The sequence below is a fragment of the Mesorhizobium sp. B264B1B genome (assembly GCF_020165765.1).
GTDB lineage: Bacteria > Pseudomonadota > Alphaproteobacteria > Rhizobiales > Rhizobiaceae > Mesorhizobium.
Map to the genome: position 1 here is coordinate 117,396 of NZ_JAIUIS010000010.1, position 21,197 is coordinate 138,592.

At 63.7% G+C, this 21,197-nt stretch carries 19 protein-coding genes and 1 pseudogene; 9 read left to right on the forward strand and 11 right to left on the reverse strand.

The annotated features are described in order from the left end of the window. Positions 1–89: 89 nt before the first annotated feature. The 3 genes from LB547_RS20905 (at position 90) to LB547_RS20915 (ending at position 3,260) form a co-directional block, all read left to right on the forward strand. The gene (locus tag LB547_RS20905; protein ID WP_140497544.1) at positions 90–764 is read left to right on the forward strand and encodes a GntR family transcriptional regulator; all 675 of its coding nucleotides are present in this window, start codon (positions 90–92) and stop codon (positions 762–764) included. 178 nt (positions 765–942) lie between these two features. After that, positions 943–2,454: a UxaA family hydrolase gene (locus tag LB547_RS20910; protein ID WP_140763505.1), complete on the forward strand. Its 1,512-nt coding sequence runs from the start codon at positions 943–945 to the stop codon at positions 2,452–2,454. A 59-nt stretch (positions 2,455–2,513) separates the two neighbouring features. Then, positions 2,514–3,260, forward strand: a complete 747-nt coding sequence (locus tag LB547_RS20915) for an SDR family NAD(P)-dependent oxidoreductase (RefSeq protein WP_140655507.1) — start codon at positions 2,514–2,516, stop codon at positions 3,258–3,260. A gap of 64 nt (positions 3,261–3,324) precedes the next feature. On the opposite strand, the gene LB547_RS20920 is transcribed toward LB547_RS20915, so the two are convergent. Further along, the gene (locus LB547_RS20920; protein ID WP_140514462.1) at positions 3,325–3,852 is read right to left on the reverse strand and encodes a hypothetical protein; all 528 of its coding nucleotides are present in this window, start codon (positions 3,850–3,852) and stop codon (positions 3,325–3,327) included. A 77-nt stretch (positions 3,853–3,929) separates the two neighbouring features. Between LB547_RS20920 and LB547_RS20925 the strand changes: the two genes are divergently transcribed. Continuing rightward, on the forward strand, positions 3,930–4,865 hold the full coding sequence (locus tag LB547_RS20925; protein WP_140562362.1) for a LysR family transcriptional regulator: 936 nt from the start codon (positions 3,930–3,932) through the stop codon (positions 4,863–4,865). Positions 4,866–4,906: 41 nt separating this feature from the next. Here the strand turns inward: LB547_RS20925 and LB547_RS20930 are convergent, their stop codons facing one another. From LB547_RS20930 to LB547_RS20965, 8 genes and pseudogenes are all read right to left on the reverse strand, one after another. Next, the gene (locus LB547_RS20930) at positions 4,907–5,977 is read right to left on the reverse strand and encodes a tartrate dehydrogenase (protein ID WP_140763508.1); all 1,071 of its coding nucleotides are present in this window, start codon (positions 5,975–5,977) and stop codon (positions 4,907–4,909) included. Positions 5,978–6,005: 28 nt separating this feature from the next. After that, positions 6,006–6,153: pseudogene (locus LB547_RS32640) on the reverse strand (isocitrate/isopropylmalate family dehydrogenase); the annotation flags it as partial. 30 nt (positions 6,154–6,183) lie between these two features. Further along, on the reverse strand, positions 6,184–7,017 hold the full coding sequence (gene fghA / locus LB547_RS20940) for an S-formylglutathione hydrolase (protein ID WP_140763511.1): 834 nt from the start codon (positions 7,015–7,017) through the stop codon (positions 6,184–6,186). A 273-nt stretch (positions 7,018–7,290) separates the two neighbouring features. Then, positions 7,291–8,418: an S-(hydroxymethyl)glutathione dehydrogenase/class III alcohol dehydrogenase gene (locus LB547_RS20945; protein WP_140579701.1), complete on the reverse strand. Its 1,128-nt coding sequence runs from the start codon at positions 8,416–8,418 to the stop codon at positions 7,291–7,293. A gap of 57 nt (positions 8,419–8,475) precedes the next feature. After that, complete coding sequence (locus LB547_RS20950; RefSeq protein ID WP_140763623.1) at positions 8,476–9,123, reverse strand: glutathione S-transferase family protein; 648 nt, start codon at positions 9,121–9,123, stop codon at positions 8,476–8,478. Between the two features lie 9 nt (positions 9,124–9,132). Further along, positions 9,133–10,899 carry a Rieske 2Fe-2S domain-containing protein gene (locus LB547_RS20955; protein WP_140525102.1) on the reverse strand — a complete coding sequence of 589 codons (1,767 nt, stop codon included), beginning with the start codon at positions 10,897–10,899 and terminating at the stop codon, positions 9,133–9,135. Positions 10,900–10,920: 21 nt separating this feature from the next. Further along, positions 10,921–11,811, reverse strand: coding sequence for an aromatic ring-hydroxylating oxygenase subunit alpha (locus LB547_RS20960; RefSeq protein ID WP_140525103.1), 891 nt, complete (start codon positions 11,809–11,811; stop codon positions 10,921–10,923). Between the two features lie 31 nt (positions 11,812–11,842). Next, positions 11,843–12,700: an aromatic ring-hydroxylating oxygenase subunit alpha gene (locus tag LB547_RS20965; protein ID WP_140525104.1), complete on the reverse strand. Its 858-nt coding sequence runs from the start codon at positions 12,698–12,700 to the stop codon at positions 11,843–11,845. A 249-nt stretch (positions 12,701–12,949) separates the two neighbouring features. Between LB547_RS20965 and LB547_RS20970 the strand changes: the two genes are divergently transcribed. The 5 genes from LB547_RS20970 (at position 12,950) to LB547_RS20990 (ending at position 18,550) form a co-directional block, all read left to right on the forward strand. Further along, positions 12,950–13,783, forward strand: a complete 834-nt coding sequence (locus tag LB547_RS20970) for a GntR family transcriptional regulator (protein WP_140497518.1) — start codon at positions 12,950–12,952, stop codon at positions 13,781–13,783. Further along, positions 13,780–14,874 (forward strand): BMP family ABC transporter substrate-binding protein, encoded by a 1,095-nt coding sequence (locus LB547_RS20975; RefSeq protein ID WP_140525105.1) that lies wholly within the window; start codon positions 13,780–13,782, stop codon positions 14,872–14,874. The genes LB547_RS20970 and LB547_RS20975 overlap by 4 nt, the downstream gene beginning before the upstream one ends. 98 nt (positions 14,875–14,972) lie before the next feature. Beyond that, complete coding sequence (locus tag LB547_RS20980; protein WP_140763626.1) at positions 14,973–16,520, forward strand: ABC transporter ATP-binding protein; 1,548 nt, start codon at positions 14,973–14,975, stop codon at positions 16,518–16,520. Then, positions 16,504–17,598, forward strand: a complete 1,095-nt coding sequence (locus LB547_RS20985) for an ABC transporter permease (protein ID WP_140497512.1) — start codon at positions 16,504–16,506, stop codon at positions 17,596–17,598. The genes LB547_RS20980 and LB547_RS20985 overlap by 17 nt, the downstream gene beginning before the upstream one ends. Positions 17,599–17,629: 31 nt before the next feature. Next, positions 17,630–18,550 carry an ABC transporter permease gene (locus LB547_RS20990; RefSeq protein WP_140515241.1) on the forward strand — a complete coding sequence of 307 codons (921 nt, stop codon included), beginning with the start codon at positions 17,630–17,632 and terminating at the stop codon, positions 18,548–18,550. 14 nt (positions 18,551–18,564) lie between these two features. On the opposite strand, the gene LB547_RS20995 is transcribed toward LB547_RS20990, so the two are convergent. Next, entirely contained in the window at positions 18,565–19,407 is an 843-nt protein-coding gene (locus tag LB547_RS20995) for an SMP-30/gluconolactonase/LRE family protein (RefSeq protein ID WP_140497508.1), read from the reverse strand. A gap of 6 nt (positions 19,408–19,413) precedes the next feature. After that, entirely contained in the window at positions 19,414–21,183 is a 1,770-nt protein-coding gene (locus tag LB547_RS21000) for a CoA-transferase (RefSeq protein ID WP_140763629.1), read from the reverse strand. Positions 21,184–21,197: the final 14 nt, after the last annotated feature.

Genomic DNA, 21,197 nt, shown 5'->3' on the forward strand with positions numbered 1-21,197 from the left:
CGCAACGAACCCGGCGTCGCAAGCAGGTGCATTCCGTTTGACATTCGAATAATTTTGCCATTTCAGGTGGACGAACGATGGGATTTTCCATGGATCTAGATCCTTCGACCCTCAATCGAGCCCTCCCGCTGCGCGACCAGATCTACAACAAGATCCGCAACATGATCGTCGTCGGACGGCTGAAACCGGGTGAGGTCATCAATGAGATCGCAATTGCCGAAGCGCTGGGCGTCTCGCGCACGCCCGTGCGCGAAGCGGTCAAACGCATCAGCGACGAAGGGCTCGTCAAGATCCTGGCGCAGACCGGCACCTACGTTGCTCCCATCAGCCGGGCCGACCTCGAGGAAGCCTATGTCATCCGGCGTGCATTGGAGATGGAGAGCGCCAGGCGCGCCGCCGCCAAGCTGACGCCGGCTGCCTGTGAATTGCTGGAAGACAACATGGCCGCGCATAAGCTCGCCATTGCGCGCGGCAGGTACGCCACAGCGATTCAGCTCGACGACGTCTTTCACCGCACCATTGCTGAAATATGCGGCTTGCCGATGATCTGGCGCGCCGTCGACATCTCAAAGGCGCAGATGGATCGCGGCCGCTATCTCGCCATTCCGAAGCCCGGCTATGGCGAGCAGACGATCGAGCAGCACGAGGCCATTCTGGACGCGCTGAAGCGTCACGACGCCGAGGGCGCCGCACAGGCAATGGAGCATCACCTCGAGACGTCATTTCGCAACACGCTCGAAGTCGCCGCCGAGCTTCTCGACTGACGACCTCGACTGAGCGCTGAGACGGGCGGCGCAGGTTTGAGGTCCCGAACCTGGCATCCGACCGGCTTGCCGATGCCTGGTGAGCCGTGTTCGCAGCTTGACCGTTGACAATCTATTATATTAGTATTCCGATCCATTCGGCGGCATTGTGCCGACGGGGGCTTTTTCAGAGTTTGTAATGGCGCGGTTCATCCAGCTTTCGCATGCCGACAACATCCTTCTGGCGATCGATCCGTTGATGATCGGCGACAAGGCAGGCGACATGCCCGCGAAGGCGCGCATACCGCGCGGCCACAAGATGGCGATCCGCGACATCGCTTCGGACGAGCCGGTCGTGAAATATGGGCAGACCATCGGATTCGCCCGCGGACCGATCGCCGCCGGCGATTGGGTTCACGAGCACAATGTATATCTGCGCAATTTCGAACGCGACTATCTGTTCGGCACCAACGCCAAGCAAACGCCTGTCGTCCCTGAAGCCGAGCGCGCGAGCTTCATGGGTTACCGCAGGCCGAGCGGCAAGGTCGGGACGCGCAACTTCATCGCTGTCCTGACCTCGGTAAATTGTTCGGCCAGCGTCGCCCGCTTCATCGTAGAAGAGGTCAACCGCTGCGGCATCCTGCGCGACTATCCCAATGTCGACGGCGTGATCTCGCTCGTCCATGGCACTGGCTGCGGCATTGACACCAAAGGCCCCGCTTACGACCTCTTGAAGCGCACGCAGTGGGGTTTTGCCACGAACCCCAATGTCGGCGGCGTGCTGATGGTTGGGCTCGGCTGCGAGGCGTTCCAGATTCCGCGCTGGATGCAGTCCTACAATATCGAGGAGAGCACGACCTTCCGCACGATGACGATCCAGGAGACTGGCGGCACACGCAAGACGGTCGAGGCAGGGGTCAAGGCGATCGTCGATATGCTGCCCATGGTCAACGCCGCGCAAAGGACGCCACAACCGGCCTCCGAACTGGTGCTCGCGCTGCAATGCGGCGGGTCGGACGGCTATTCCGGCATCAGCGCCAATCCGGCGCTTGGCGCCGCCGTGGACCTGCTTGTCGCGCAAGGCGGCACGGCGGTGCTGTCCGAGACGCCGGAGATCTACGGCGCCGAACATCTGCTCACCATGCGTGCGGAAAACCGCGCGGTCGGCGAGAAGCTGATCGAGCGTATCCGCTGGTGGGAGGACTACACAGCCAAGCACGACATGGAGATGAACAACAACCCGTCTCCCGGCAACAAGCTCGGCGGGTTGACGACGATCCTGGAGAAGTCGCTCGGCGCGTCCGCCAAGGGCGGGACGACCAATCTGCGCGCGGTGCTGGAATATGCCGAACCGATCAACGAACGCGGCCTCGTCTTCATGGACACGCCCGGCTACGATCCGGTTTCGGCAACCGGCCAGGTCGCCGGCGGCGCGAACATATTGTGCTTCACCACCGGGCGCGGTTCGGCCTTCGGCTGCAAGCCGACACCCTCGATCAAGCTTGCCTCCAATTCCTTCATTTTCGAGCAGATGCGCGAGGACATGGACATCAATTGCGGAGACATCCTCGACGGCGTCACGCTGGACGACAAAGGCCAGGAGATCTTCGCAGAGATCCTGCGCGTGGCATCGGGCGCGCGTACCAAATCGGAATTGCTGGGCTACGGCGACAATGAGTTCGTGCCCTGGAACCTCGGCGCTACCATGTAGCGACATCGCCCGCCCGCAACGGGCAACCTCAATTCACTCAACCAGAAAGAACGCTCGGCATGAACAGGATCGATCTTGACGGCCAACACGCCGTGGTCACCGGAGGCGCGCAAGGCCTCGGCTTCGCGATGGCCAAACGTTTCGTCGCCTCCGGCGCGACGGTCACCTTATGGGACGTCGACGAGGCGCGCCTCGAAGCGGCCAAGCGCGACCTTGGCAAGGCCGCCACGACCCTGGTCGTCGACATTGCGGATTGGGAGACGGTGGACGCCGCGCGGGCAAAAACCGAGGAGAGCGCCGGCAAAATCTCCATCCTGGTCAATTCTGCCGGCATTGCCGGTCCCGCCGCCCCGCTCGACAGCTACGACATAGAGACGTGGAAGAAGATCATCGACATCAACGTCAACGGCACCTTCTACGCCAACCGCGCCGTGGTGCCCGGGATGAAGGCGCGCAATTACGGGCGGATCGTCAACATCGCTTCCGTCGCTGGCAAGGAAGGCAATCCCAACGCCGCCGCCTATTCCGCTTCGAAGGCGGCGGTCATCGGCATGACCAAATCGCTCGGCAAGGAGCTCGCGCAGTATGACATTGCAGTCAACTGCATCTCGCCGGCCACCGCGCAGACTCGAATCCTCGAACAGCTCACGCCCGAGCACATCGAATACATGCGCTCGCGCATTCCACGCGGCCGTCTGCTGGAGGTCGACGAGGCCGCCGCCATGGTCGCTTGGCTCGTCTCAAAGGAAAACAGCTTCACCACCGCCTCGACCTTCGACCTGTCGGGCGGGCGCACGACCTATTAGTCGAATACCCGCGCGCCGCGAAGCGTCTGCGCCGCGGCGCGCCGGTACACCGGCACTTGCTGCCTCACGGAGATGCGGCCGCGTCGCCTGCGAAGACTCGAGCTGCCTGGATCTGGGGGCGCACCATCAGGTAGAACGCGACGACGTGCGTGATCATCAGCAGTGGGACATAGATTACGGGGATCGCGTATGCAGCGCCCAACTGCCCCGCCAGCTCAGGAAGACCGGCTTGGCTGCCGTGATAGTAGTCGACGGCGATATCGATCGTCCCCACGAGATTGAACGCGACGACGGACAACCAGAACAGCGGACGTATCCTCGTCGTCAAAAGCGCCAGCATGGCCAACACTCCGGTTGCGAAGTCGCCATAGGCGGCGAAGGTGGCGAAATCAGCCGGCAAATCGCGCCCGACGACGCCTGGAACGATGAAGACAAGCCCGAAGAAGCGGAAGCTGTGCAGCGTGGCGATGGCACGTTGCGCCTCGACCAGGTTGACGGATCTGAGCCGGGGCAAGACATACACGCCGACGCAGAGCAGCCAAGGCACGTAGCCTAGAGCGAGATGTAACAGGAAAATGGTTGCAGGCGACATATGGCCTCCCAAGAGATGTAAGGCGCAATTTACGCCCGCTTCCAGCGGTCGACTATTCGCGATAATGTTGACGGGGCATGAAGCAGAACTTCACAATCCGGAAAGGTGCGCTCGACGGCGTGGAGGCGTTCCTCGGCGTCGCGCAACACCGCAGCTTCCGAAAAGCGGCCGCGGAGCTCGGCGTCACGCCATCGGCGATCAGCCAGGCGGTGCGCGCGCTCGAGGTGCGCGTCGGTGCGGCGCTCTTCATGCGCACGACGCGCAGCGTCGGCCTGACCGAAGCCGGCGAACGGTTCCTTTCGCGCGCAAAGCCCGCTTTCGAGGAACTGGTCGCCGCAAGCGAAGTCGCACGTGAACTTGGGCAGCGGCCGACTGGGCTGTTGCGCCTCTCTGTGCCGCGCGCCGTGGTGCCGATCCTGCTGGAGCCGCTGGTGGCATCCTTTTGCCAGGCCTATCCCGAAGTAGAGGTGGAGATCGCCGCAAGCGGTGAGCTGGTCGACCTGGCGGCCGAGGGGTTCGACGCCGGCATCCGGCTCGGCCAGTTCATCGCCGCCGACATGGTCGCGGTTCGGCTGACGCCGCCGTTCCCGCTCGTGGTCGTCGGCAGCCCTGGCTATCTGCGCCGGCAGAAACGGCCGGAGCGCCTCGACGATCTGCGCGGCCATGCCTGCCTGCGCATGCGCCGCTCCAACGGATCGATCGCGCCCTGGCCCTTCATCGACGGCAACAAGACCGTCGAGGCAATCGTCTCCGGGCCGCTGGTCGCGCATGATTACCCGACACTGCTTGGCGCGGCGATCCAAGGTGTCGGACTTGCACAGGTGCCCGGCCCTCTTACCGAGGCCCCGATTGCCGATGGCCGGTTGCAAGCGTTGCTCACGCCCTTCGCCGTCACGACGCCGGGCGTTTTTCTGTATTATCCCGACAGACGCCAGGTCTTGCCCAAGCTGCGCGCGTTCATAGAGCATGTGAAATATCGGGGGACGGACGCCGAAGGCGCGCGAACTCCCTGAGGCCACCGCCCTCGGTGACGTGCTTGCCTGCTCGTGCCGCGCTAATTGGCGCGAAGGGCCGCGATCACCGCGGCGGTAACCTCGGCGGTGCTCGCGGTGCCGCCGAGATCGGGGCTGAGATATTCCGCCCGGTCCGTGACAAGCTCGATCGCAACCATGAGGCGCCGCGCGGCGGCCTGCTCGCCGAGATGCTCAAGCATCAGGCTCGCCGTCCAGAACGATCCGAGCGGATTGGCGACGCCCTTGCCGGTGATGTCGAAGGCCGAACCGTGGATGGGTTCGAACATGGACGGCCGGCTGCGCGAGGGATCGATGTTCGACGTCGAGCCTATGCCGAGCGATCCGCCCAGCGCGGCGGCCAGGTCGGAGAGGATGTCGGCATGCAAATTGGTCGCCAAAACCGTGTCGATGCTGCCGGGCTTGTTGACCATGCGCTGGGTCATGGCGTCCACCAGCATCCAGTCGACGGTGAGACCGGGGTAGTCGCGAAGCACGCCGCGCACGACTTCGTCCCACAGCACCATGCCATGACGCTGCGCATTCGACTTGGTGACGACCGTCAGAAGCTTGCGGGGGCGCGACAGCGCAAGCTCGCAGGCGAAACGGGCGATGCGTTCTATCCCGGCGCGGGTAAAGACGGCGACATCCATGCCGACCTCGATAGGCAGTCCGCGATGGGCGCGACCGCCGACACCGGCATATTCGCCTTCGCTGTTTTCGCGCACGATCACCCAGTCTATCTGCTTGCCGAGATCGGGCCGCAACGGGCCGGTCAGCCCGGGCAAGAGGCGCGTCGGCCGCACGTTGGCGTATTGGTCGAATCCCTGGCAGATGGCCAGGCGCAGGCCCCAGAGGGTGATGTCGTCGGGAAGGTCCGGATCGCCGACCGAGCCGAAATAGATCGCATCGAAACCCTCCAATTGCCCGAGGCCGTCCGGCGGCATCATGCGGCCGTTGCGGCGGTAATAATCGGAGCCCCAGTCGAAGCGCTTGAAGTCGAAGGCCAGACCCGGCTCGACAGCGGTCAGGGCTTCCAGCACCTTCACGCCGGCTTCGACGACCTCCGGCCCGATACCGTCACCACCGATGACAGCGATCCTATGCGAGGACATTTTCAGTTTCCTTCTCGATGGCAGCGACGATGGCGCCGCGGTTGTGGCCAAGCCATTGCAGCAGCATGCGGGTGGATTCGATCATCGTAGGGATTGACGATACCCTTGCCGGCGATATCGGGCGCGGACCCGTGCGCCGCCTGCGCCATGGCTATGTCGCCTTCGCCGATGCACAGGTCCTACCGCTGATAATGCCCGGCGGTTCTTCAGCCTAGCCGCGCGGCGTGCCACTTCAGGTGATCGTCCATGAAGGTCGAGATGAAGTTGTAGGAATGATCGTAGCCTTCCTGCAAGCGCAAGGTGAGGTCGATGCCGGCCTTCTTGCAGGCTTCATCGAGCAGCCACGGACGGAGGCCTTCGTCAAGGAACCCATCGGCCGTGCCCTGGTCAACCAGGAACTCGCCAAAACGGCGGCCGTCCTCGATAAGCAGCGTGGCGTCATAGGCGCGCCAGTCCCTGTCGTCGGCGCCGAGATATTTCTCGAGCGCAGGCCGCGACCAGCCAGCAGTCGTCGGCTGAACGATCGGCGCGAAGGCCGAGCAACTCCTGAAGCGGTCGGGGTTCTTCAGCGCGATCGTCAACGCGCCGTGTCCGCCCATCGAATGCCCCGATATGCCCTGGCGCGCCATGTCGGCAGGGAAGTTCGCGGCGATCAATCCCGGCAGCTCGTCGAGGACGTAGGAATACATACGGTAGTTCCTGGCGTAAGGCTGCTGCGTCGCATCGACATAGAAACCGGCGCCGCAGCCGAACTGCCAATTATCCTTCTCGTCCGGCACATCGGCACCGCGCGGGCTGGTGTCGGGGCAGACCACGATGAGACCAAGCTCGGCCGCCAGGCGCCGGTACTCGCCCTTGTCCATGACATTGGCATGAGTGCAGGTGAGACCCGAAAGATACCACAGCACCGGCACCGGCCCATCCTTGGCCTGCGGCGGCACGAAGACGGCAAAGGTCATGTCGCAGGCGCAGACCTCTGAAGCGTGCGAATAAACACCCTGGACGCCGCCATGCGACTTGGACGTGGAAACGACTTTCATCAACTCTGCCTTTCGTCATGACCTTTCGGTCCGACATAGCTGCCGGCCGCCGCACCCGCAACCTTCAGCCCTGCAAACAGCACCGGCGGCGTAACCGAGGTGCACCTTGGTCACGCCGCCGGTCGACGCCGGACTTTGGGAACACGCCGACCTGGCCGGGAGGCTGGAGGTAGCGAAAAGTCCGGGCATTTCTGTGGCCCGCCTTCTCAAGCCGACAGGGCTCCTGTCGGTCCAAGCGGGGATGTCCTCGGGCCCGCGGCGTGTGGGCCGCCCTCAGTAAACCACGACACTCCTGATCGACTTGCCCTCATGCATGAGGTCGAACCCCTTGTTGATGTCCTCGAGCTTCAGCGTGTGGGTGATCATCGGGTCGATCTCGATCTTGCCGTCCATGTACCAGTCGACGATCCTGGGCACGTCGGTGCGGCCGCGCGCGCCGCCGAAGGCGGTGCCCATCCAGGTCCGCCCGGTGACCAGTTGGAACGGCCGCGTCGAGATCTCCTGGCCGGCGCCCGCGACGCCGATGACCACCGACTTGCCCCAGCCGCGATGCGAAGCCTCCAGCGCCTGGCGCATCACCTTGGTGTTGCCGGTGCAGTCGAACGTATAGTCGGCGCCGCCGATCTGGTCGGCGCCGCGCTTGGTCATGTTGACGAGATGGGGAACGATGTCGCCGTCGATCTCCTTCGGATTGACGAAATGCGTCATGCCGAAGCGCTCGCCCCAGGCTCGTCTGTCGTTGTTGAGATCGACGCCGATGATCATGTCGGCGCCGGCAAGTCTTAGGCCCTGGATGACGTTCAGCCCGATGCCGCCGAGGCCGAAGACCACCGCGGTCGCGCCTTGCTCGACCTTGGCGGTGTTGATCACCGCGCCCACGCCGGTGGTCACCCCGCAGCCGATGTAGCAGATCTTGTCGAAGGGCGCGTCGGGATTGACCTTGGCAACGGCGATCTCCGGCAGCACGGTGAAGTTGGAGAAGGTCGAGCAGCCCATATAGTGAAACAGTTTTTCGCCCCCGATCGAGAAGCGCGAGGTGCCGTCCGGCATCAGGCCTTGCCCCTGCGTGGCGCGGATGGCGGTGCACAGATTGGTCTTGCGCGACAAACACGACGGGCACTGCCGGCATTCGGGCGTATAGAGCGGGATCACATGGTCGCCCTTTTTGACCGAGGTGACGCCCTTGCCGACATCGACTACCACGCCGGCGCCCTCATGGCCGAGAATGGCGGGAAACAGGCCCTCGGGATCGGCACCCGACAGCGTGAACTCGTCGGTGTGGCAGATGCCGGTCGCCTTGATCTCGACCAGCACCTCGCCCTCGCGCGGGCCGTCGAGGTCGACCTCCATGATCTCAAGCGGCTTTCCGGCAGCAACGGCAACAGCGGCGCGGGTTTTCATTTCTTTCTCCCAAACTTGCTTGCCGGGACGATCGATCGCCCGGCGTTGCGATAGAAATCATGCGGCCTTGGCCGGCCCCGCCGGGAACACGCCCGACATCACGGTAAAGCCTTTGATGCGTTTGACACGATCGCACCAACGCCGGATGGCGGGATAGTCCTGGCGCGTAATGCCGCCCTCCTCCGACAGCATGATGTAGGGAAAGCAGGCAATATCGGCGATGGTCGGATGATCGGCCGAGCAGATCCAGCCGCGGCCCTGCTGCTCGCCGAACCACAGATGCTCGTCGAGGATACGGAACAGCCGGTGCGCGCTGGCGCGTGCGGCATCGATGTCGAAATCGTAGAACAGCGCGTCGTGCAGGCGGGCGGCCGACGCCGTCGAAGTGATGCCGTCGGCGAAGGCCAGCCACTGGCTGATCTCGCCGAGCAGGGCCGGTCTGTTCCGGGGATACCATGTGCTCGACGGATCGTATTTCGACGCGAGGTAGACCAGGATCGCCTGGGCGTCGCGCAGGATCAGCCCTCCATCCTCGATAACCGGCAGTTGGCCGAGCGGATTGAGCTTCAGGAACCATTCCGACTTGTGTTCGCGGCCGGGGTAGAAGTCGACCGGCACTGTCTTGTAGTCGATGCCGAGAAAACTCATCAGCAGCCGCAGCTTGTAGCAATTGCCCGAAAGTTCGTAATCGTAAAGCGTGATCATCGGGAGTTCCTAAACGTCGAGCACGAGGCGTGCCGATTTGGCGCGCGAGACGCAGGTCATGATCCTGGTTCCGGCCTTGCGCTCGGCATCGTTGAGGTAGACGTCCTGATGGTCCGGCTCGCCCTCGATCACTGTCGCGACGCAGGTACCGCATGCGCCCTGCTCGCAGGACGACGGAACATCGATGCCATTCTCGCGCATGACCTGCATGATCGTCTTGCCGCCCGGCACCTGCAGCGTGACGCAGGAGCGCGCCAGCGCTACTTCGAAGCTCGAACTGTCGTCGATCTTGTTGGTGTTCTTGAAATATTCGAAATGGATGGCGGTATCCGGCCAGCCCTGCTCGGCGGCGATCTTGCGGGCGGCTTCCAGCATCGGTCCGGGACCGCAGATGTAGAGATGCATGCCGTCCCGGTAACCGGCGAGAATCCCCCGAAGCTCGGCGCCGGTCGCGTCCGGCGACAGCCCGAGATGCGGCTTCAGCGCATCGCCGAGATGCTTCAGCCGATCGGCGAAAGCGAGGTGTTCCTCCCCTTGCGCAAAATAGTGCAGCTCGTGCGCCAGCTCCTGGTTCTTCAGCGCCTGCGCCATTGCGAGCAGCGGCGTGATGCCGATGCCGCCGGCGACGAACAGCGTCTTGATCGCGTCACGGCGCAGCGGGAAATTGTTGCGCGGCTCGGAGATCGCCAGCACGTCGCCCTCGCGGACTGTCTCATGCATGCATTTGGAGCCGCCCTTCGAATCCCGCTCCAGCTTGACGCCGATGATGAAGCTGTCGGTTTCACCAGGGCCGTTGGTGATCGAATACTGCCTGATCTCGCCATTGGGCATATGGACGTCGATATGGGCCCCAGGCTGGAACGTCGGCAGGATGCCCTTGATCGGGCGGAGCTCGAAACCGGCAACGCCGTCGGCCGCCTGCCATTTCCTGGCCACGCTGACGCGCAGCGCCGCCTTGCGGCCATGCGCGGTCACCTCGGGCATTTCGGCGAGTTCGGCCGACACCCTTTCGTAGATCGGCTCGATCGGCGCGGGCGCCGGTGCGTTCGCGACGTCGCGCTCGACCTCGTCGCGCAGCTTGGAAAGCCGCTCATTGTGGTGGCGCAGGATGGCGATGCGGGCGGCTGCTTCGACCTCCTGATCGAGCACGCCACGGATCACCGAACGGTTTGAATCAACCGGCTGCACGAAGAACACGCCGCGCGTCTCGGCACCACCATCGCGCGAGTGCAGCGCCACGGCAAAATCCCGCGCGGCCTCGATGATGGTTTCCGCGCCCTCGCCTTCGATCGCTGCGTTGGGCTGAAAGCGATAGGCCTTCAGCCTTTCGACGACCTTGTCGGCCGGCGCGTTGACCGCGATGCCGCGCAAGGCGAGCAGCTTGCCTTCGGTCAGCGCGGCAACATCCGGCACCTCGCCGCGAGGCTCCTCGGAGGACCAGACCAAGCCGTAGCGCTCGACCCCGGGGAAGGTGCGGTTGGTGATGGTGCGGGCCGGCGCGTCGGCAGGATGCGCTGGAATGTAGGTGCAGCCGGCGGTGCGGTTCGAATAACGCCAGCCGTGATATTGGCACTTCAGCTCGCGCCCGTCATTGATGCCTATCGACAGCCTGACGCCGCGATGCAGGCAGCGGTTTTCCCAGATGTTGATGTAGCCGTCATCGGCCCGCCAGACGGCGAATTCCCGGCCGAGCAATTGACCATGGAAAACGTGGCGGTACGGCAAATCATGGGAAGCGGCGATCGGATGCCACTGGCTTCTGGCTTCTTCCAACATCAATCGTCTCCAAGAATCTCGTCAGGCCGCAACCGGAATGACACCGTAGGTCACTCCCTTCTGGCTGAGCCAGCGCCGGTAGGCGATGGCCGACTTATCGGCCCGGATGGGCGTTTCGGCGCGCGGATCGAGCGGCAGGCGTTTGGGCACCTGGTTTTCCAGGATCGGCTTGTCCTGGCCGAAGATCGTCTGCTGGAAGCGCTTGATCACCTTGTCTTCATTGTCTTCGTCGAGCACGCAAAGCAGCATGTGGGCGCGCACATGCTCCTGGTCGACCGGCTGCAGGAAGATGGCGATGACGTCGCGCCGTGCCTCGTCGACCGGGCTCGATTTATAGAGCACGGAGCAATAGGGGTGCGGCACGCGATAGACATAGTCCACGTCGGCACCGCCACCGGAAGCGGTCGAAGCCATTGGCTGGAAGAAGCGGCAGCGCGTGGCCAGTATCTCGTCACGGTCGACGGATATCTCGACGTCGTATTCCTTGACTTCGGTATGCGGCTCGACGCCGAGTATGTCGGTATGCACATAGGGAAAGTGGCCCATGTCGAGAAAGTTCTCGATGGCGCGCGGTGCCGAGACGTTGACGCCAAACGTGGCCGCGTTGAGCTTGCGGCGGTCCGGCTCTTCATATTCCGGGATCGGGAACAGCTCGGCCGGTGGCGAGCCGAGCGAAGTCCAGACATAGCCGTAGGCGCTTCTTGCCGGCAGCCTGTCGGCGCCTGGAACACGATCCACCCCTTCTACATCGGGACGTGAGCGCCAGACGACGGGCTCACCATCCATATCGACCGCAAAACTGAGGCGCTCCTCGAGCAGAACGGTGTCCTGGACACCGCCGGGAACGGTCTCGGCGATCGCCCCTACGGGATGCCAGAGATTGAGGATCACGGGATCCGAGCATTTTGTCATCGTTTTATCCTCTGGATGCCCTCGAACGTCATCAGGCTTGTGCCGGTATCGCGCCATAGGTGACGGCCCGATCACGCAACCAGCGCCGGTAGGAAACCGACACGGCATCGGCACGGATCGGGGTCTCGGCACGCGGATCGAGCGGCAGGCGCTTAGGTACCTGGTTCTCCAGGATCGGTTTGTCCTGGGCGAAGATCAATTGCATGAAGCTGCGCACCGTTGCCGCCTCCATGCCTTCCTTAAGATAGCAGAGGTAAGGATGCGCGATGCAGTTTTCCTCGTCCACCGGCTGCACGAACAGGGTAATGACATCGAGCCGGTCCTTCTGGATCGGGTTGCTCTTGTAGAGAGCCACCGTGTAGGGCCGAATCACCTTGTAGATGTAGTCGACGACAAAGCCTTCCTTGGCGGTCGGCGAAGCCACCGGCTGATAGAATTTGCATTCGGTCGCCAGCACCTCGTCCTGCGCTGTGATCTCAACCTTGTAGGGCGCGACCTCGGTATGCGGCTCCTCGCCGAGCCAGCCGGTATGAATGAAGGGGAAATGCCCCATATCGAGAAAATTCTCGACCGCGCGGAGGCCCGACACCTTGACCGCGATCGAACCGCCGCCGACAAGATGCCGGTCTGCCTCACTGGCCTCGGGGATATAGATGATGTCGCGCGAGGGCTTTTCCAGACAGGTCCAGATGAAGCCATAACGCTCGGCGCTTTTCAGCGTGGCGCCCGTATCGCTGCGAACGACTTCGATCTTGTTTGAACACTTGTGAACGGTGAGAGCGACCCCAAGCAGGCATGTGGCAAACCGCGTATCCTGGCTTAGCGATTCCTGATCCGCGACGATGTGCCAATCGTTCAAAAGCTCGCGGTCAACGCAACGGGTTGCCATCGGCTTCCCTCCCAACTCGGCTAGCCCTTCACCATGAACCTAGCCCGACGTTTCGGGATGACGAAACCACAAGATTGGATACCAATCAACATTTTTTTGTCGTCCAAAATCCTTTTTTGTGTTGACAGATTATGATGATTGAATTCCGATATGAGAAAGCTGAACCTGGGATATGTCGTGTCCTGACGAGGCATGTCGCCATCACGAAAGCCCGCTGATCATGTCGTCGAAATGGCGGAGAACCATGCCTTGAGCAGCCGTTCCCAGACCATCGCGGATACGCTGACCCGCGCCATCATCGACCATCGCCTCGTGCCCGGCTGCAAGCTCGGCGAACGCGAACTCTCCGAAATATTCAACGTGAGCCGCATCGTGGTGCGCCAGGCCCTGATCCGGCTCGCCGATGACGGGCTGGCCCAGATCGAACGCAACCGCGGTGCCTTCGTCGCCAAGCCGAGCATGCAGGAGGCGATGGAGATCTACGACGCGTTGACGCTCGTCGAACAGGGCGTCGCAGCACAGCTCAGCGATCGCCTTGGGCCGGCCGGCTGGGCCGAACTGCGCCAGCATGTCGAGCGCCAGCGCCAAGCTGTTGCCGCCGGCAACGATGCGCTGGCCGACGTGCTGGGCCAAGAGTTCCATACCGTGTTCGTACGCCTCAGCCGCAACAAGGTCATGCAGGAAATCCACGCGCAGCTGGTGCGCCGCACGACGCTGCTGCGCTCCCTCATTTCAGCCGATTTCGACTATTGCAATCTGCTGGACGACCACTCGCGGGTCGTCGACCTGCTGGAGAAGGGCCGGCTGAAACCGGCCATGGACCTGATCGACACCCACCACCGCGCGGTGGTGCGCGGCTACATCATGGATCGCGCAGTGTTTCCAGAGATGACGCCTGCCGAAGCGCTAGCGCCCTATCTCGACGGCAAGGCCGACGGCGCGACTGTGCCGCTGCGAAGATTGTCGAATGCATCCGGCGGCGGCGACGCGGCAACGCATCTCCACCTCCATATCCCCAGAACAGACCGGGCACCGACAAGCCGGGCATCAACAAAAAAGACCAACAGAGGGCTACCATCATGAAGAAACTGACGAGACGTGAATTCCTGAAACACAGCGGCGCGGCCGGCGCGGCTCTTGGCGCGGGAGCGCTGAGCACCATCGCACAGGCGCAGGAGGTGCTGAAGATCGGTGCCGTCTACGTCTCGCCGGTCGCCGAGATCGGCTGGACCAAGCAGCACAGCCTCGGCGTCGAGGCCATCAAGGCCGAATTCGGCGACAAGGTCGAGCTCACCGTCATCGACAACATCTTCATGCCGCAGGACGCCGAGCGTGTCTTCCGCGAACTGGCCAGCGCCGGCAACAGGCTGATCTTCGGCACAAGCTTTTCGCATGGAACGCCGATGCAGAAGGTGGCGCCGCGCTTTCCCAAGGTGGCGTTCGAACACTGCTCAGGCATCGTCCACCTAGCCAATCTGGGAACCTTCGAAGCGAAATATTACGAAGGCACCTTCGTCGCCGGCGCGGCGGGCGGCTACATGTCCAAATCGGGCAAGATCGGTTTCATCGGCGGCTTTCCGATCCCCGACATCGTCGGTCCGGCAAATGCGCTGCTGCTTGGCGCGCGGAGCGTCAATCCAAACGCGACCTGCAACACCATCTTCCTGAATTCCTGGTTCGACCCGGGCAAGGAGAAGGAGGCGGCCAAGACGCTGATCTCTCAAGGCTGCGACGTGGTCTGCTCGATGACGGACACCGCGACCGGCGTACAGGTCGCCGGCGAAGGTGGCGCCTGGTCGATCGGCTATGCCAGCGACATGTCGAAATTCGCCTCGGGCAAGCAGCTGACCTCTTTCGTTCTCGATTGGACCAGCGACTATGTCGGCGCAGCCAAGGCCGTGGCCGCCGGTACCTGGAAGCCGGAAGTCCGCTGGGACGGATTGGCGGCCGGCGTGGTGAAAATGGCCCCCTACAATGAGGGTATCCCCGTCGATGCCCGCGCCAAGCTCAAGCAGCTCGAGGCCGACATCGGCAGCGGCAAGCTTCATCCCTACGCCGGGGAGCTGAAGGATCAGGACGGCAACGTCAAGGTTGCCGCCGGTTCGGTTCTGGCCGATGACGACATTCGCGGCATGAACTGGTTCGTGAAGGGGATGATCGGCAGGCTGAGCTGATCGCCGTAAAAGTGCCGGGAGACGCCCAAGTCCATACCTTCGGCGTCTCCTTGCCTGGTTCCCGTCCAACCTCGCTTCACGCCACGGCAGGACCCGCCATGCATCCGCGACTAGAACTGCGCAACATCTGCAAGCGCTATCCCGGCGTCATCGCCAATGACGATGTGTCGCTGTCGATTCAACCCGGCGAGATCCATGCCGTGCTGGGCGAAAACGGCGCCGGCAAATCCACTCTGATGAAAATCATCTATGGGGCGACGCAAGCCGATTCCGGCGAGATCTTTTGCGATGGCAATCCGATCGCCACGCACACCCCGGCGATGTCGCGCGCGCTCGGCATCGAAATGGTCTACCAGCATTTCGCGCTGTTCGAATCCGTTTCGGTGGTCGAGAACATAGCGCTCTCGGCCAGCAGCGCGTACGACCTGCCCTCGCTCGCCGAGAATATCCGCGATCTGTCACGCCGCTACGGCATGCCCATCGACCCGCATCGCCAGGTGCACGACCTGTCGGTCGGCGAGCGCCAGCGCGTCGAGATCGTGCGCTGCCTGCTGCAGGCGCCGAAACTGCTGATCCTCGACGAGCCGACCTCGGTACTGACGCCGCAGGCGGTGGTGAAGCTGTTCGAGACGCTCCGCCAACTTGCCGCCGAGGGCTGCAGCATCGTCTATATCAGCCACAAGCTCGACGAGGTCCAGGAGCTCTGCGACACCGCCACCGTGCTGCGCAACGGCAAGGTCACCGGCACCGCGCGTCCGAAGGAGACGACGTCGCTGGAGCTTGCCCGCATGATGGTGGGTTCGAAGCTGCCTGAAATGCATGTCGGCCCGCCGACGCCAAGCGACAGACCGGTGCTCGAGGTCAACAGACTTACGGTGAAGTCCCGGGATCATTTCGGCGTCGACCTGAAGGACATTTCTTTCAGGGTGCATGGCGGCGAGATTGTCGGCCTGGCCGGGGTTTCCGGCAATGGCCAGGCCGAGCTGATCGCCTTGCTCAGCGGCGAGCGCACGCATGAGCGCAGCGACGCCATCCGGATTTGCGGAACCGGCGCAGCCCGCCTTCGCCCGCACGAGCGCCGCAAGCTCGGCGTCGCCTTCGTTCCCGAAGAGCGGCTCGGGCGCGGCGCCGTGCCCTCGCACACGCTGTGGGAGAATGCGGTGCTGACCGCGCACCGCTTCGGCACGGTGCGCAACGGGCTGGTCGACCGGCGCCGGGCCAAGGCGTTCGCCGCCGGCATAATCGATAGGTTCAAGGTCAAGGCCAACGGGCCGCAGGCGACCGCGCAAAGCCTGTCCGGCGGCAATCTGCAGAAATTCATCGTCGGGCGTGAGATCGCGCTCCAGCCGAAGCTCCTCCTGGTGTCTCAGCCGACCTGGGGGGTTGACGTCGGCGCGAGCGCCTTCATCCGGCAGACCATCGTCGATCTCAGCCGCGCCGGCGCGGCGGTGCTCGTCGTCTCCGAGGAACTCGACGAGTTGTTCGAGATCTGCGACCGGCTGCTGGTCATTTGCCAAGGGAAGGTTTCCCCGCCGCTGGAGCGCAAGACGACCGATCGCGAGGAGATCGGACTTCTGATGACGGGCCGCGGCATGAGCGACGGCGCATTGGCGAACGGAGGTGGCAACAATGCGCTTCAGGATTGAACAAAGGCCGGAGCCCTCCTCGCTGATGCGCGTCGCCGCGCCCGCACTGGCGACCCTGTTGACCGTCATCGTCGGATCGATTTTCTTCGCCTCCCTCGGACATGATCCGCTGGCGACCCTCCATGCCTTCTTCATCGAGCCGCTCTCTTCCATGAACGGCCTGTCCGAATGGCTGCTCAAGGCCTCGCCGCTGATCCTCATCGCTTGCGGGCTGGCGGTCGGCTTCCGCGCCAATGTCTGGAATATCGGCGCCGAGGGCCAGTTCACCATGGGGGCAATCGCGGCCAGCGGCGTGGGGCTTTTCTGGCCGAACCCCGAAAGCGTGCTGCTGTTGCCGCTGATGTTCATCGCCGGCATGGGCGCCGGCATGGCCTGGGCGGCAATCCCCGCCTTTCTGCGCGCCCGCATGAACACCAACGAGATCCTCGTCACGCTGATGATGACCTATATCGCGACGCTGTTCCTGTCCTATCTCGTGCACGGACCGTGGCGCGATCCGGCCGGCTTCAACTATCCGCAGACGGCACTTCTGCCGACGGCGGCCCTGTTCGAATCCTTTGACCCCGCCTATCGCCTCAACCCGTCGATATTCATCACGGTCGTCGCCGTGCTCCTGATGTGGCTGTTCACCGACCGCAGCTTTCTCGGCTACAAGATGTCGGTGAGCGGGGCTGCACCGCTTGCCGCCCGCTATGCCGGCTTTCGCGAATCGGCTGCGGTCTGGATCGGACTGCTGGCGGGAGGTGCCGCGGCCGGCATCGCCGGAATGGCGGAAGCCGCCGGGCCGCTCGGGCAGCTCTCGCCGCAGATTTCGCCAGGCTACGGCTTCGCGGCCATCATCGTTGCCTTCGTCGGACGGCTGAACGCCTTCGGCATCGTGCTTGGCGGGCTGTTGATGTCGCTGCTTTTCCTCGGCGGCGAAGGTGTGCAGATGACGCTCGGCCTGCCTTCGGCCCTGACGCGGATCTTCCAGGGCATCCTGCTGTTCTTCCTGCTCGCCGCCGACTTCTTCATCTTCTATCGCGTTCGCCTGGTGCGACCCGTCCGGGACACGCATGCGCTGGAGACGGCACGATGAGCGGGTTTCGGATCGTGCGGGAGACAGCCTGATGGATCTGTTCATCGCCATCTTCACCGGCACCGTCATTGCCGCCACACCGCTGATATTCGCCGCGCTCGGCGAGCTCGTGGTAGAGAAGTCGGGTGTCCTCAATCTCGGCATCGAAGGCATGATGCTGATGGGCGCCGCATTGGCATTCTGGGCCGTCACCGCGGGCTATCCGATGCCTGTGGCGATCCTGGCCGGCGCGTTGGCGGGTGCGGCCGCCTCGCTGCTGTTCGGCGTTCTGGCGCTGACGTTCCTGACCAACCAATATGCAGCCGGCCTGGCGCTGGCGATCTTCGGTTCGGGCGTCTCCGCCTTCCTCGGGCGCGGCTTCGGCAGCGAGCCGATCGAGGCACTGCGCCGCCTCGACATCCCCGTTCTGTCCGATCTGCCGCTGATCGGTCCGCTACTGTTCCGCTTCGATCCGATGGTCTATCTGGCCCTGCTGATGTTCGTCGCCATCAGTTGGTTTCTCTACCGCACGAAAGCTGGCCTGGTGCTGCGCACGATCGGCGAGTCGCCGCAGACGTCGCATGCGATCGGCTATCCCGTGATCAGGATCCGCTACATGGCCGTGCTGTTCGGCGGGCTGATGGCAGGCCTGGCAGGCGCCTATTTGTCGGTCGCCTACACGCCGCTCTGGGTCGAGAACATGACTGCCGGCAAGGGTTGGATCGCGCTTGCGCTGGTGGTCTTCGCCACCTGGCGGCCGCTGCGTATCCTGCTTGGCGCGTGGCTGTTCGGCGGGATGACGATCCTTCAGTTGCAAGGTCAGGCGCTGGGGCTGGACGTGCCATCCGAACTGCTCTCGGCCCTGCCTTATCTCGCCACCATCATCGTTCTGGTGCTGATCTCACGAAACCGCCAGATGCTGGCCCTGCACTTCCCGGCCTCGCTGGCAAAACCCTTTCGCCCGACGAGTTGACCTTCTGCGAAATGCTACTTCCCTTGCTGGAGAAGGCTCAAGTCGATCTCGGTAATATGCCAGCGACCCAGATTGGCGGTATAGAGCTTGTCGCCCTTGAAGGCGATGTTGGTGGGGTGCGCCAGCGTGGTTGCGGCGGGATCCTCGATCAGCACTTCGAGACCTTTGTCCTTTTGCCAGCGATAAATACGGCTGGGCTCATAACATGAGATGAACAATGAGCCGTCAGGCGCAAAGGCCACTCCGTCCGGAACATTGTGCACGCCCTCGACGACGATCTCACGAGCCCCCGCCGATCCGTCAGCAAGGATCGGCACATAGCTGATGCAGGGTGCGTCGCTTTCCACGACATAGAGGCCGTTGCCGTCCGGCGCCATCGCCATGCCGTTGGCGAACGACATCGCCTCCCGGCACCACAGGCCGCCCTCGCCCGTCTTGAGATCGTAGCGGAAGATGCCCGAGCGATTGTCCTGGCCAACGCTGTCCGAAACGAAGAGCCAACCCCTCGCCTCGTCGACGATCGGGTAATTCGGCACGCGAATGCCGGCCGACGCGAAGCGCTCCATGCGCGCTGTCGCGGCATCCCAGCGGAAAATCGCGGCATGCCTGAGGTCGCAGGCAAAGCAGTTTCCCGCGCTGTCGAAAGCGATGCCGAGCAGAAAACCGTCGGTGCCGCCCATGCGCCCGACCGAGCCGCCATCGGCGGCCAGCCGCAGCAGGTCGCCGGTTTCGGTGCCACACCAGATCGAGCCATCGCGGTGAACGGCCACGCCCTCCGGATGCGCGACGCGCGGGCTGGTGAAGATGCCGTCGAAGAAAACGCGCGCGGCTGACATGTCGAGCAACGGCTTGGCCATGGGATCTCAGCTTTCGACAAGCGCCGTCTGCGCGGTGATGCAGCGTCCGACCATCGCGCGGTCGGCTTCAAGAATCTCGGCGATCAGCGCGCCGCGCTCCTTGGCGCTGACGAATTCCAGACGGCGCAGACCGAGCGGGTCGATGCGGTTTCGCAAGATGGCGAGCGTGTTGTCGGAAGGCAGCGAGACCTCGCGGCAACAGGCGTCGAACGACACCGCAAATCCGGTGGCGTCACGGATCTGCTGCTGCGTGACGTCCGGCATGGTTTCGACGACGATCAATTCCCTCGAAGTCTCGTCGAGCCGGAAGACGCAGAGATCGGTGAAGACCAGCGCCCTGCCGGTGCGATAGCCCATCGGCTCGCGTTCGGCCGCCGTCAGCAACCCCCGGGCGGAACTGACGATCTCGACCTCGTCCACCAGCGACTGGATCGAGTGGCGGGGGATGTAGAGCAGGTAATCGCGGTGCATGTTGGCGACATCGGCCATGCCGCCTTGCCCCGGCAACCGGATGAGGCCGCCGCTTGGTTTGCGCAGTGCGATCGTGTTGACGCGGCCGCGCCGGTCGACCTGTGCCGCGCCGACGATCTCGTGCGTCACCGCGCCGGCCTGGTAATAGGTCGAGTAGGTGTCGTCGCCGCCGGCATGCGCGACAGCCGTTTCGCAATCGAAGCTTTCGATCAGCGAGAGGATCATCGGGCTCGGCGCGATGTCGAGATGGCCGCAGCTCATCGTCGCGATGATCATGTCCGGCGCGTGCGTGGCCTTGGCCAGCCGGTAGGCGACGTTGGCCAGCGGCGAGACCGCACCCGCGCTGGCGAAGCTCTCATTGGTGAGTTCGGCGGCGATGCGAGCGGCGATGATCTCGTCGACGGATGCTTTCTCTTCGGCGCGCGCAAGCGCCGGCATGGCAAGCGCTGTGTCAGCTCGAACCTTCGCAGCTCTTTGCAACGGCTTCGGCACGCCCTCGGAAGGCGGGCGCAGATTGTCCGCCAAAGGCGTTTGCCGGTCGGCGAACGCCTCCGACAATCGCTGATAATCCGTGACGTAAAACGGCAGGCACGAGGCCGGATAGGCGCCGGCCGGCGCCAGCGCAATCGCCGAAACCTGGTTGCGGGTCAGCACGCTCTGGCGGCCGTCCTGGCGCAGCGTCCCGCCCGGCACGATTTCCTCGACCGTGACCAGCACCTTGCGCGCCGCACCCGCCATGGCGAAGTCCAGCGCGCGGGGCCCGATGATCTGCACATTGCCGCTTTCATCGGCGCGCTGGGCATGGACGACGAATGTGTCGAGCCGCAGCGGCGGGACGAATCCGTTTTCGGTACCGGCAATCGGATCAGGTCTGGCGCTCGCACCCGGCACGCGCGCCAGCATGCCCGATCCCAGCGGAAGCTGGAACGGCATCGAGGGCAGGTTCTGCTGCGCCGCCCGCAGCGCCTGGATCATGGCCAGCGCCGTCCAATCGCGAACCGGTATCGCGCCGCTTTCGGCGGCTGCGCGGAATTTTGGCGGCAAGCCGAAAATGTCGAGGCTGGAGAAACAGAGGTCGATCTCAGCCACGGCATGCGCTTCGAGCAGCAGTTCGAGGGGCAAGCCGCCGGCCCAGCAGATGTAATGCAGATCCTTGACGCCCGACCGGGCTATCGCACGCAGCAATGCGATCGGCAGCCGGGCGAAATGGTGGCCGCCGACACCAAACGATTCGCCATGGCCGACCATCGCGGCCAGTCCTTCGACATCCGTGAAGCGCGGCCGGTTCGGCTTGACCAGGGACATTGCGGCACGGTTCG